The 12206-nt window shown below is 48.5% G+C and carries 12 protein-coding genes; 3 read left to right on the top strand and 9 right to left on the bottom strand.

Annotated elements, in window-relative coordinates; all coding sequences use genetic code 11:
• Positions 1–198: 198 nt before the first annotated feature.
• The 9 genes from rplS to ACTHTA_RS00220 form a co-directional block, all read right to left on the bottom strand.
• Positions 199–564, bottom strand: a complete 366-nt coding sequence (gene rplS, locus ACTHTA_RS00260; protein WP_003679470.1) for a 50S ribosomal protein L19 — start codon at positions 562–564, stop codon at positions 199–201.
• Between the two features lie 14 nt (positions 565–578).
• Entirely contained in the window at positions 579–1328 is a 750-nt protein-coding gene (trmD, locus tag ACTHTA_RS00255; RefSeq protein ID WP_308887852.1) for a tRNA (guanosine(37)-N1)-methyltransferase TrmD, read from the bottom strand.
• Positions 1328–1837 carry a ribosome maturation factor RimM gene (gene rimM / locus ACTHTA_RS00250; protein ID WP_440364307.1) on the bottom strand — a complete coding sequence of 170 codons (510 nt, stop codon included), beginning with the start codon at positions 1835–1837 and terminating at the stop codon, positions 1328–1330. The genes trmD and rimM overlap by 1 nt, the downstream gene beginning before the upstream one ends.
• Positions 1838–1852: 15 nt before the next feature.
• On the bottom strand, positions 1853–2101 hold the full coding sequence (gene rpsP, locus ACTHTA_RS00245; protein WP_003684452.1) for a 30S ribosomal protein S16: 249 nt from the start codon (positions 2099–2101) through the stop codon (positions 1853–1855).
• Positions 2102–2176: 75 nt separating this feature from the next.
• Entirely contained in the window at positions 2177–4567 is a 2391-nt protein-coding gene (locus tag ACTHTA_RS00240; RefSeq protein WP_308887856.1) for a bifunctional acetate--CoA ligase family protein/GNAT family N-acetyltransferase, read from the bottom strand.
• 55 nt (positions 4568–4622) lie between these two features.
• Positions 4623–6020 (bottom strand): HAMP domain-containing sensor histidine kinase, encoded by a 1398-nt coding sequence (locus tag ACTHTA_RS00235; RefSeq protein WP_308887857.1) that lies wholly within the window; start codon positions 6018–6020, stop codon positions 4623–4625.
• A 15-nt stretch (positions 6021–6035) separates the two neighbouring features.
• A complete protein-coding gene (gene misR / locus ACTHTA_RS00230) occupies positions 6036–6713 on the bottom strand; it encodes a two-component system response regulator MisR (RefSeq protein ID WP_049329527.1) in 678 nt (225 codons plus the stop codon).
• Between the two features lie 207 nt (positions 6714–6920).
• The gene (locus tag ACTHTA_RS00225) at positions 6921–8753 is read right to left on the bottom strand and encodes a Wzy polymerase domain-containing protein (RefSeq protein WP_440364306.1); all 1833 of its coding nucleotides are present in this window, start codon (positions 8751–8753) and stop codon (positions 6921–6923) included.
• Positions 8750–9106: a DUF2069 domain-containing protein gene (locus ACTHTA_RS00220; RefSeq protein WP_070632531.1), complete on the bottom strand. Its 357-nt coding sequence runs from the start codon at positions 9104–9106 to the stop codon at positions 8750–8752. The genes ACTHTA_RS00225 and ACTHTA_RS00220 overlap by 4 nt, the downstream gene beginning before the upstream one ends.
• A gap of 218 nt (positions 9107–9324) precedes the next feature.
• Here ACTHTA_RS00220 and hisC point away from each other — a divergent pair, with 218 nt between their 5' ends.
• The 3 genes from hisC to hisH all read left to right on the top strand — a co-directional run bounded on the left by hisC (position 9325) and on the right by hisH (position 12199).
• On the top strand, positions 9325–10410 hold the full coding sequence (gene hisC, locus ACTHTA_RS00215) for a histidinol-phosphate transaminase (RefSeq protein ID WP_440362842.1): 1086 nt from the start codon (positions 9325–9327) through the stop codon (positions 10408–10410).
• 19 nt (positions 10411–10429) lie between these two features.
• On the top strand, positions 10430–11386 hold the full coding sequence (hisB, locus tag ACTHTA_RS00210; RefSeq protein ID WP_440362843.1) for an imidazoleglycerol-phosphate dehydratase HisB: 957 nt from the start codon (positions 10430–10432) through the stop codon (positions 11384–11386).
• Between the two features lie 168 nt (positions 11387–11554).
• Complete coding sequence (gene hisH, locus ACTHTA_RS00205) at positions 11555–12199, top strand: imidazole glycerol phosphate synthase subunit HisH (protein WP_440364305.1); 645 nt, start codon at positions 11555–11557, stop codon at positions 12197–12199.
• Positions 12200–12206 lie beyond the last annotated feature (7 nt).

Here is a 12206-nt window from a genome sequence, read left to right as displayed (position 1 = left end):
TTAAAGGCCGTCTGAATCTTTTGTTTCAGACGGCCTTTTGTATAAAGGTTAAAAGAGGTAGGGGGGTTACGATTCTGTTTAAGTTTATATGTGAAATGGAGATGATGGTTGGCTTGCAGGGTTGTGTAAGAAAGACGAGGAGTTTTTGTATAAAAACAAAAAACCCACTTCAATGAAGTGGGTTTTTGATGAAAGCTATTAACCTTTGCGAGCAGGCAATTTTTCTTTAATGCGAGCTGCTTTACCGGTCAGGCCGCGCAAGTAGTACAGTTTGGCACGACGTACGTCACCACGGCGTTTAACTTCGATTTTTTCTACGGTAGGAGAGTACAGTTGGAAAGTACGTTCTACACCTTCGCCGCTAGAGATTTTGCGAACGATGAAGTTGCTGTTCAGGCCACGGTTGCGGCGAGCGATAACAACACCTTCGTATGCTTGCAGACGGCTGCGAGAACCCTCAACTACGCGTACAGATACGACAACGGTGTCGCCTGGAGCGAATTCAGGGATTTCTTTGTTCAAGCGAGCGATTTCTTCTTGCTCTAATTGTTGAATCAAGTTCATTTGTTTTTCCTAAGTTATGATTGGATTTCCTGTTGCTCTTGCAAGATTTCTTTTAAGAGGCGGGATTCCTTTGGGATTAAACTGCGCTTTTCCAATAAATCAGGCCGGCGCTCTAAAGTGCGTCGCAGCGATTGTTTCAATCGCCACTCGGCAATCAAGCCATGATTTCCTGAGCGTAAGACTTCGGGAACCATCATGCCTTGGAATTCTACGGGTTTGGTGTAATGAGGACAGTCTAAAAGGCCGTCTGAAAACGAGTCTTGTTCGGCTGACTGTATATCGCCCAACACACCCGGAACCAATCTTAAGACGGCATCCATCAACATCATGGCGGGTAATTCGCCACCCGAGACGACAAAGTCACCAATGCTGATTTCTTCGTCTACACTGCTTTGCAGCAGTCTTTCATCTATGCCTTCATAGCGTCCGCATAGAAGAACAAGATGAGGCAGTTCGGCAAGTTCTGCAGCTTTTTTATGTGTCAGCGGCTGACCTTGCGGACTGAGATAAATTACTTTGGCAGGTTTTTGCGAGTTCGCTTTGGCTTCTTCAATTGCCGCTTGAAGCGGCGGCGCCATCATAATCATTCCCGGACCACCTCCGAAGGGGCGATCATCGATATAGCCAAGTTTGTTATCGGCAAATTTTCGGGGATTGGTGGCTTGAAACTGCCAAAGATTTTGTTTTCTTGCTCTGCCTGTAACGCCATATTCGACAATGCTGTCGAACATCTCCGGGAAAATGGTGATGGCTTGAATCAGCATCAGTAGTCCAAACCCCAGTCGGCAATAATGGTTTTGCTGTCGGTATCGACAGATTCGATATAGTTGGAGACAAAGGGAATCAGGATTTGTCCGTGTTCGCCTTTAATCATCAAAACATCATTTGCACCGGTTTCCATCAGGTTGCTGACTTTGCCGAGGACGATGTTTTCTTTATTGATGACGGTCATGCCGACTAAATCTGCCCAGTAGTATTCGTCTTCCTCAGTAGGGGCGAATGACTCTCTGGGGATTTCGATGGTATAGCCACGCAAGGTAAATGCTTGATCGCGATCGTCTATACCTTCAAATTTGACCTGAAGTTCGCCATTGACAATTTTACCTGCCTCAAGCACAACATTCAGGGTTTTGCCATCCTTGCACAACTGCCACTCGGGGTAGTCCAGCAGGCTGTCGGTATATTCGGTATTGGCGGCAATTTTAAGCCAGCCTTTAATGCCGAATATGCCTTTGATGTAGCCCATGGCTACCCGTTTTTGAGTGTCTGTCATGGTCGTTTCGGCTGATTAAGCAGCGATTTTTTGCTCTTTAATCAGTTTGGCAACTGCGTCGCTAACTTTCGCGCCTTGAGCAACCCAGTGGTTGATGCGGTCTGCGTCGAAACGTACGCGTTCTTGTTTTTCGTTGGCAACGGGGTTGTAGAAACCTACGCGCTCGATGAAGCGGCCGTCACGACGGTTGCGAGAGTCGGTTACGACTACGTTGAAGAAAGGGCGGTGTTTTGAGCCGCCGCGAGCCAAACGGATAACTACCATTTTGAGTCCTTTTGAAAAATGCGGATATATAGAAACCGCTAATTTTAGGATATTTCACACGGGTTATGCAAGTTTTTATTTGTTTTTGTTGCTGTTTTGCCATTCGTTCAAATCGAGGCTGGCTTGATACAGGCAGCGGTCGGTTTCCGATGGGGTGACGGTAAATCCTGATTTTTCAGCGAGTTTGAGCATTGATGTGTTTTCTTTGAGGATTTCCGCATTCATGGTTTGGTAACCTTGCTGTGTGGCAGTTTGGATAATCAGGTTCATCATTTTGCCGGCCAAGCCGGTTCTGCGTGCTTCAGGTGCCAAAGTAATGCCGAACTCGCACTCATTGCGATTGATGCGGCTGTAGCGGCTGACTGCGACGATACGGCCGTCTGAAGTGAAGGCTGCCCATGCGCATTCGGTATGGAAATCGGGACGGGTCAGTCGTGCGAGTGTGGGCAGCGGCAACTCGTTGGTATGGGTCATGAAGCGCGTATAGCGGTCGGCCGCTGGTAATTGGCGGACAAATTTTTGTTTGGCTTCGGCATCTTCAGGCTCTAGTGCACGGATGTGCAGTGTGTTGCCATCGGGCAGGGTAAAGGTATCGGTTTGGCTCGGATAGGGTGCGAGTACGTTTTGTATTTTGGGCGTTTCGGTTTTAGGGTGCAGCAGTTCGGACGCGGCTTCGCCGGTGTTGCGTAGGAATTCGGCTGCGGCTGGATTTTTTTGTTGGAGGTAGGCGGCGGCACTTTGCATTTTGGCTGCGGCCTGTTCCAAGGTTTGGACGGCTTTTTTGGGGATTTTGGTTGTTGGTGCGGCTGGTTTTTCCACGATTTCGGGAATGATGGTACTGCTGTACTGGCTGCCGTTGTAGTTGAGGATAATGTCGCCGATATGCTGGTTATTGTGGATAAGCGTGTTTAGGGAATGCAGGAATTGATTGAGAACAGAAGTATTGTCGAGTTCTGCAAACTGGCTTAAACGCTGGATATCGAGCGTGGTAAAGGGAGGTAATGCGGCTTCGGTTTTGCCGTTGTAATGGGCGGTAAGGATGGTGCCGTAAATGGCATGACGGCTGAACCGGAACTGGATGGCATTGTGTTTTTGGGTTTGGCACGGAGGCAGGTATAGGGCTTCTGCCATCAGTTCGGTTTGGCCGGATGCAATGGCTTTATCGATACTTTTGCTTTTAGGTGTTTTCAGACGGCCTGTTTTGGCTGGAGCAGGGGTATTTTGCACTTGTCGCAAATAGGCTGTTTGATTGCGGAAATAAAGTGTCAGCAAGGCTTCTTCCGGCGTGTTAAACCGAGTCAGGCCGTCTGAAAAACGATAGCTGACGAGAATGGGCTTGCTGGTTTTTTGTGCCAAATTATCCAGAGTTTGATGAATGCTGTACGCATCCGGCGTATCTGGCGAAATAATGCCAAGCAGGGCTTGAGTATGCGGATTTTGTAATTGTTCGAGTGCCAAGCGGTGGATGCGTGCAGGCGTGGGGTTGCTGCCGATGCAGCCTTGTCGGACGGATGGTACATCAGTTGGGAGGTCAAGGGTCAATTCGCAGGCATCGGCGGTCGTGCGCAGCCATTCTATCGGCGTGTCGGACAGAATGGTAGGGTTGGTAATGACGGGAATGCCGGATAGGTGGGCTTTTAGGGCTGCTTCCAGTTCGGAGGTATTGAATACTGGTTGGAAATTGCAATGGCGGCTGAGGCTGCGCAGGATGGCTTTGTCGGTGTCGTCGGTGTAGTGTGTGGACAACAGGATAAGCGGGGTGTGGCGTGTAAAGTGGCGGATGGCACTGAACAGCTCGCGTTGGTTTTCGGCCGGATTGTAGTGGATCACGGCAACTTTGGTATGGCGGTTGTGGCCGAAGCGGTTGAGCCAGTCGGCGGATGTGGTGGGGCTTATATCATAGTTGAGGCTGATGTGGCGTGATACGCCTTGGTGCAGTGTGTTCAGCAGGTGGTTGATGTTGCGGCTGACGGTGCTGTGGCCGGTCAGCAAAGCAATATGGCCGGCCGGATAGTCGGTTTGGGTGCCGATGTTGAGGTTGAGCGAGGGAAGTTGGATGCCTGCACTGTTGCACACGCTGATGTTCAATTCGTCGCCGTGATGTTTTTGAATGATGGAGCGGGCGTTTTTACAGGATTCGGGCGGCAGGTTTTCCCAATCTTGAATCAGGATAATGTGGCGCAGGTCTTTTTTACGGCAGGCTTTGAACAGCGAGTCGTAATGGTCGGGCGGGATAACGGCAACAACCAAGTCGGCTTGGCCCGGGATTTTGCTGAGGCTGGAGTAGGAGGGAATGCCTGCGACGCTGCTGTGTCGAAGATTGACGGGGGTAATTTTGCCTTGATATGAGGAACCGAGCAGGTGGCTGAAAATGCGTTCGCCAAGGCTGTGCGGACGTTCGCTGGCGCCGACGAGGATGATGTGTTCAGGCATGAAGAAGTAGCCGGTTTGGACGGTTGCACTCATGATGGTTCCTTATTTGTGTTTTTGGCCGTCTGAAAAGTTTCAGACGGCCTTATTTTTAGCCTTCTTTTTTGTCTCCGGCTTTCTTTTTGGGAAGGATAAAACGCATCCTCAGGCCGTTGGGTTTGACATTCTCAGCAATGATTTTACCGCAGTGCTGTTCCATAATGTGCTGCGTCAAGGCAAGCCCTAAACCTGTACCGGGCTTGTGTGCGCTGGAGTCGGCGCGATAAAAGGCAGTGAAAATATGCGGAAGCTGCATTTCATCTACGCCAGGCCCGTTATCGGTAACATCGATAATCCAGTTTTTGCCGTCTTGTCCGATATGGGTTTGAATGGTGCTGCCTTCCGGACTGTAATTGATGGCATTGCGGATTACGTTGTCAAAGGCGCGGTATAGATAGCCTTCGTTGGCGCTGACCACGGCATTTTCGGGGATTTTTGGGTCAATGCTCAGGGTAACGCTTTGGTTGTTTTGGTGGGCAATGCTTTGGTTGTCCTCAATCAAGTTAGTCAGGAAAGGAACGAGTTTGAGGTTTTCTTTTTCCAAAGGGATATTGGAAGTTTCCAAGCGGGAGAGGGTCAACAATTCGCCGACCAAAGTATCCATGCGCACCAGTTCGCCTTCAAGGCGCTTGAGGTATTGCTCTTGTTTCTGCGGCTGAGATTGAATCAGGCCGACAATCGCCTGCATACGCGCCAGCGGCGAACGCATTTCATGCGAAACGTGGTGGAGCAAGTGGCGCTCTTTGGCAACAAGTTTTTCCAGTTTCTCGGCCATTTTGTCAAACTGTACGGCAAGGTGGGACAATTCGTCGTCACGGTCGTCAACTTGTTGGGAAATACGGGTTTCGAGTTCGCCGTTGGCTACTCTGTCCATGCCGCCACCCAAAATTTTAATAGGCTTGGTAATGTTGTTGGCAAGGATGTATGCCATCAAGAGCCCCACAACGATGATAAAAGACAGAATGATAAATTCGTGCCAAATAGGCGAAAGCGGCAAGCCGGGAATGAAGAGCGGGCTAGGGAGGCGTTGGGCTTGATGATTGTCCCAGCCTTTAATAAAGAAGAGGTATTCTTCGCCGAAACGGTCGTATTCGATGTGTGCCAAATCAGATTCGGGGTTGTTGATGGCAAAGATACGGGCGCGCTCAATGGAGAGGCTGTCGATGTTTCGGCCTAAAATATCTTTTTTATCGTCGCCGGTAATGACATAAACGGCATTGGAAACCGGATTGTTTTTCCATTCAGAAAGAATTTCGCGCGCACCGCTGTCTCCGCGTGAATTGAAGGCGGAAACGATGCTGCTCATCAATGTGGTTTCGATGGTGCGGCGTTGGTTGAATTGGTTTTCAGCAAGGGTGTTTTGCACCAGCCAAAATGAAAAACTCGCCACAAAGATTGCGCAGACGATGACTGCGCAAAATGTGGCGAAGATGCGTTGAAACAGTTTCATTGATCTGTTTAATCTTTAATTTTTAACAAACAGGTAGCCTAAGCCGCGTACAGTTTGAATCAGGGAAGCATCGCCCAATTTGTGGCGGATGCTGGAGATGTGTACGTCGATGCTGCGGTCAAATTTAGCCAGTTTGCGGTCGAGTGCCTCGATAGACAGGGTCTCTTTGCTGACAACTTGTCCGGCGTGGCGCATCAAAACTTCGAGCAGATTGAACTCGGTGCTGGTCAATTCAAGCGGAGTGTCTTTGATGCTGGCTTGGCGTTTGGCAGGGTAGAGGACAACGTCGCTGACAGAAATGCTGTTAGGCGCGTTGTTTTGTTCGTTGCTGTGTTGCGCACGGCGCAAGATGGCGTTGATACGCGCCAAGAGTTCGCGCGGTGTGCATGGTTTCGGTACATAATCGTCCGCACCCATTTCCAAACCGATAATGCGGTCGATGTCGTCACCTTTTGCGGTCAGCATGATGATGGGTACAGTACTTTGGGTGCGTACGTTTTTCAAAACGTCCAAACCGTTCATTTTAGGCATCATGGAGTCTAATACGACGACATCGTATTGTCCGGTCAGAATTTCTTGAACGCCGGCTTCGCCGTCAGAAACGCTGTGGACGTTGAGGCCTTCGGCAGTCAGGTATTCGGTCAGTAATTCGGTCAAGAGGGCATCGTCATCTACGAGTAATACGCGACTCATGGAATTTCCTTTTCGTGATTGTATGCGCCGTGGCACTAAATAGGCGGTGCGGCGATTAAAATAGAGTTGTATTCAATCTTAACATGCAATCTGCTTTTGTTGATAGCGTAATTTTCTGTGCTTTTGCGCTTTTTTGCATAGAAACTTGTCGCTCTTTACATTTTCAGACGGCCTGTAAGGACAAACTGACAATTGAGTGTATTTTGTTTAGGGTTTGTCGCATGATTTGGCAGTTTGGTGTTTCGGTGCATTGATGAAATCTTTGCAATCGGACAAAAGTTTGGGCAGCAGGGGGGCGAATGCCGGATGGCTGCGTATTTTATCGGCGTAGAAATACATCATATAGGGGTAATAATATTGCACTGCCTGCATCCATTGCGCACCTTCTTCTTTCTTGCCTTGTCGGTAGAGGTAGAGGCCGACTTGATAGGCGCTGGAGTAGGGGCGGTAGGTCAGGGCTTTGAGTGCGGCTTCTTCTGCCCACGGGCGGATGTAGGCATCGGTCGGGTCTGCACGTTTGCTCAAACTTAAATCGGCGTAATAGGCAAGCATAGGGCTTTCTTTGGAAAGCTGCTGCAAACCGTCGATTTTGTTTTGGACTGTTTGCGGATCGTCGGTTTTCCCTACACGGCTATATTGGGTCAGATTTTGATATTCCCAGCTGAGGTTTGCCATGCCGATTAAAATCGATAAAGCGGCTATACCGCCTGCCCACTGTCTGATTCGGGTAGATAAAGGGCCGTCTGAAACATCTTTTGGATAAGAAAGTGTCAGCGACAGAATCAGGCTGAATACGGTGAGAAAATAAATATACCAAAGCGGATATTCGAGCATGCTGTGGCAGAGACTGACGGCGGCGGCGGTCAGCAAAAACAGGGAAGCCGGCGTTTGGTTGCGGCCCGACAGTCGCCATACGGCTGCAAGCAGGGTTAAGGTTGCAAGCAAGGTACCGGCAATGCCCATTTCAGACAATAACTGCATGACGATATTGTGCGAATGGGTAAACAGTACGCCGAGAATATTGTTGGGGAAGTATTGTTGTTGGGCATTGATCAGGAAGGTTTGCTGGGCAAAGCTGTTCCAGCCATGTCCGAACCAAGGTGCGGATTGAAAGGCAATCCATGCCTTGCTCCATTCGATTTGGCGCATGGAGCCTTCAAAACCGCTGGTGCCTGCGCGTTCGACAGCGGTTTCGTATTTGATGTTGCCAAACAAATCTAACAGGCTGCCCATGCCGAATTGGAAAGCGGCAGCCAGGATGGCGGTCAGAAGGAAAATGCACAGTGCGCGTTTGTGTTGGAAACGGGTACGCCAAAACCATAACGGCGTAATCAGGAATAGGGCGACAATGTAGCCCAAGATGGTGCGCGAGTTGACAAGGCCGAGGGTCGCAGTCAATGCCAATACGAACAGAAAACCTGCTGCATTGGACATTTTGCGCACCGTCCATAAATAGGATGCCGCTAAAATACCCCACATCAAATAATGTCCCAAATGATTGCGCTGGCCGAGTTGGCCGTTTACGGTGCCGTTGCTTCGGGCGACGATGCCGTTCAACCACTCTACGTTGGACCAACCTTTAAATTGCAACCAAACGATGGCAGCCTGTATGGTTGCACCTATCAATAAAGACCAAGCAAAGATGCTGACGACACGTTCCTGTCCGTAAGCTGCTATCCAGCCACGCACCGACCATGCGCCCAGTGCCAAAATGACAAAGGTCCAGGCGGTGATGTCGCTCATACCGGGGTAGATGGAATGCATGAGGCGCACTTGGAGCGACCAAAATGCGGCCATGGCAAACAAGCCGATACTGAGTGCAGGAAGGCGGATATTCAGCAGGCCTTTGTGTGCGCTAATCAATGTCAGTACCAATGAGCCGCTCAATGAGATGGCTTCCAAATAAAAGCTGGGCAGAGGGCCGACTCGGTAGAGTGAGAGAAAAGGGACGGCGCAAATCCAAAGAAAACTGAGCCATAAAGGCCAAAAGGTTTTCACTGAAGATTCAGTCAGGCCGTCTGAAAGTGTGTGGTAGGTCATTTTGATGTGTGTTTTTGTTGTTTAATAAATGCAAGGCAGCCGAGGAAAAAGGCAATGCACAATAATACGGAAACGGCGGCGCAAATCCGGCTGGCGACGGTTGTGTCAGCCAGGCGCATACAGGCTTCGGCAAAGTAAATCAGAATCAGCATGGAGCTGTATTGATAAGTGTAGATGCGTTTTTTCAAAATACCGGTCAACGGCAGGCACAGCGGCAGGGCTTTCAGTGCCAGCCATGAGCCGCCTTCGCGCAATGGTGCGATCCACAATTCCCATGACAAGGAAAGCAGAATCAGCAGGATAAGGCTTATGGAAGTTGCAAGATAAGGTAATGGGGAGCGTGTATTGTTCACAATATTGAGGGCGTAAAGCCGTACTGGAAAACTTAAAATTATACCGCTAAAAAGGCAGGGTAAGCCAAGAATATTGCTTAAAGATGCTGAAGAAAGGATTTATTGTTTTTTCTTCAAACGAATGAAACTTTATCTTGTTTTGTAGTCTTATCAATATATATATCTAGTAAAGATTGTGCTACTATTATAAACACTTTATCTCAGGAGGATAGAAAACCATGAATCGCGTTGCTGATGTTATCCGTGATGACATTAAAGTAATGACAGCCTATCAGGTTGCCGATTTGCCGGAAGGTTTTATTAAGTTGGACGCCATGGAGTGTCCGCATCATCCTTTCGCCGGGTATGAATCTTTATTGTCAGAATGGGCGGATTTGGCAAAGCAGGCACCGATTCATTTGTATCCTCATGCTGCCAAGAGCGGTATTTATGAAGAATTGAGGGAGGTTTTCGGTATTCCCGATAAGGCGGAAATCGCGTTAGGCAACGGCTCCGACGAGCTTATCCAATTTTTGACTATGCTGGTTGCCAAACCAAATGCGCGTGTATTGGGTATTGAGCCAAGTTTCGTTATGTATCGTCATAATGCCGCGCTTTATGGCATGGAATATGTCGGCGTTCCCTTAAATCCAGATTTTTCTTTAAATCTCCCTGCCGTTTTGACCGCTATCGAGCAACATCAGCCATCATTAATTTTTATTGCCTATCCCAATAACCCTACTGGTGTGTGCTTTAAGCGGGAAGAAGTAGAGGCAATCATTCGCGCGGCTACCGGCATTGTGGTTGTCGATGAGGCATATGGTGCGTTTCATCATGACAGTTTCCTTCCGTGGGCGGGCGAAGTCGAAAATCTGGTCGTAATGCGCACCATCAGTAAAATCGGCTTTGCAGGCTTGCGGATGGGATATGCGGCGGCAAGTCCAAGCATTATGGGTGAACTGGCTAAAATTCTTCCTCCTTATAATATGAATCAATTAAGCTTGGCGGCGGCAAAATTCTCATTGAAACATCATCAAATCATTCAGCAAAACATTGATACATTAAAAAATGAGCGTTCGCGCGTGATGAATGAATTGCTGAAATTAAACCGTTTGCAAGTTTTTCCGAGCGAAGCCAACTTTATTACCGTTCGTGTCCCTGATGCGAACGAGCTGTTTGAAACATTGAAGCAAAACCGCATACTGATTAAAAAACTGCATGGCAGTCATCCGCTTTTGGATCAGTGTGTCCGCATAACCATAGGCTCGGCAGCGCAAAATGATGCCGTTTTGGCCGTTATTAAAAACCTTTACCCTAATCTTTGATTCCAAGGAAACTACCATTATGAATAAAGCTCAATTGCATTTGACCAATTTTCTGTTACTGGTTGAAGAAGCCGGCTCATTAACCAAGCTTGCACGCGCATGCGGTTATGAAAACTCCGCCTCTTTGTCTCAGCTCAAACGCCGTTTGGAACAACAAGCAGGCGATGAGTCTGCTCGCGGCATTCGTCCGAGCCTGGCTGCGAAGTTGGAATCTGGCATGCACAAACGCAAAGGCTGGTTGAACCGTGATCACAGCAAAGACCAAGAAAAAGCAGCAGCGGTTGAAGCGGCGCGTTTGGAAAAACAAACTGTCGAAGCAGCCGAAGCTGGTGTTTCAACCGAAGGCCGTTTTGTTACCGTTACCCGTAATACCAGCGAAACCCAAATTACCGTCAGCCTCAATCTTGACGGTACCGGCAAATACCGCTTGGATACCGGCGTTCCTTTCCTTGAACACATGCTTGCCCAAGTAGCGCGTCATGGTTTGATTGACTTGGATATTACCTGCAAAGGCGATTTGCACATTGACGACCATCACACGGTTGAAGACATCGGTATCGTGGTGGGTCAGGCCTTGAAACAAGCGCTTGGCAATAAAGCCGGCATTACTCGTTATGGCCATGCCTATGTTCCGCTGGATGAAGCGTTGAGCCGTGTAGTCATCGACCTTTCTGGCCGCCCTGGCTTGGTGTACAACATCGACTTTACCCGCGCCCTGATCGGCCGTTTTGATGTCGATTTGTTTGAAGAATTTTTCCACGGCCTTGTGAACCATAGCATGATGACCTTGCACATCGATAACTTGAGCGGCCGTAATGCACATCATCAAGCCGAGACCGTTTTCAAAGCCTTCGGCCGCGCCCTGCGCATGGCAGTCGAATACGATCCGCGCATGATGGGTCAAACGCCTTCTACCAAAGGCACGCTGAGCGAAGAATCTGTTCAAGAAGAAGCGGAAGCCGCATCTGAAAAATAAGGCATCGTGTGAATGAATAAAGACCGTCTGAAACCCTAATTGGTTTCAGACGGTCTTTATTATTTGTCTTGTATATCAACAATATTTTGTTTTAAACCATCTTTTGCTACAATCATTCTTATTATTATATTAATCATTAAATGTTTTCAGACGGCCTGAGGAGAAGCAATGAAAGTAGCGATTGTCGATTATGGAATGGGAAACCTGCATTCAGTATTGAAATCTGTTCAGGCGGCGCAGGTTTTGTCTAATCAAAATGCCGAAGTTTATCTGACTTCTCGGCCTGAAGAGGTGATGGCGGCAGATAAGGTTATCTTTCCGGGGCAGGGTGCCATGCCGGATTGTATGTCGGCGCTGAAGGCAAGCGGTTTGGGCGAGGCAGTTTCAGACGGCCTGAAAAACAAGCCGTTTTTTGGCATTTGCGTAGGTGCGCAATTATTGTTTGAACACAGCGAAGAAGGCGATACAGATGGTTTGGGTTGGTTTGAAGGGCAAGTAAAACGGTTTTTGCCCAATCAAACCGATGCACAGGGAGGCCGTCTGAAAGTACCGCATATGGGTTGGAATACAGTGCGTCAAACCCGTCCGCACCCTTTATTTCAAGACATTGGGCAGAACGAGTATTTTTATTTTGTTCACAGCTATTATTTTGCACCGAAAAATGAAGAGGTTGTTTTAGGCGTTAGCGAATATCCGAATGAATTTGCCTGCATTGTCGGTAAGGACAATGTGTTTGCCACACAGTTCCATACGGAAAAAAGCCATCAGGCAGGATTGCTGCTGCTGCGTAATTTTTTAAATTGGCAGATTTGAGGCTTTT

The sequence above is a fragment of the Neisseria sp. P0013.S005 genome, from assembly GCF_051958425.1.
In the GTDB taxonomy this organism is placed as follows: Bacteria; Pseudomonadota; Gammaproteobacteria; order Burkholderiales; family Neisseriaceae; genus Neisseria; species Neisseria subflava.
Note: the sequence above shows the minus strand (reverse complement) of the source record. Positions and strands in the feature narration are given on the sequence as shown.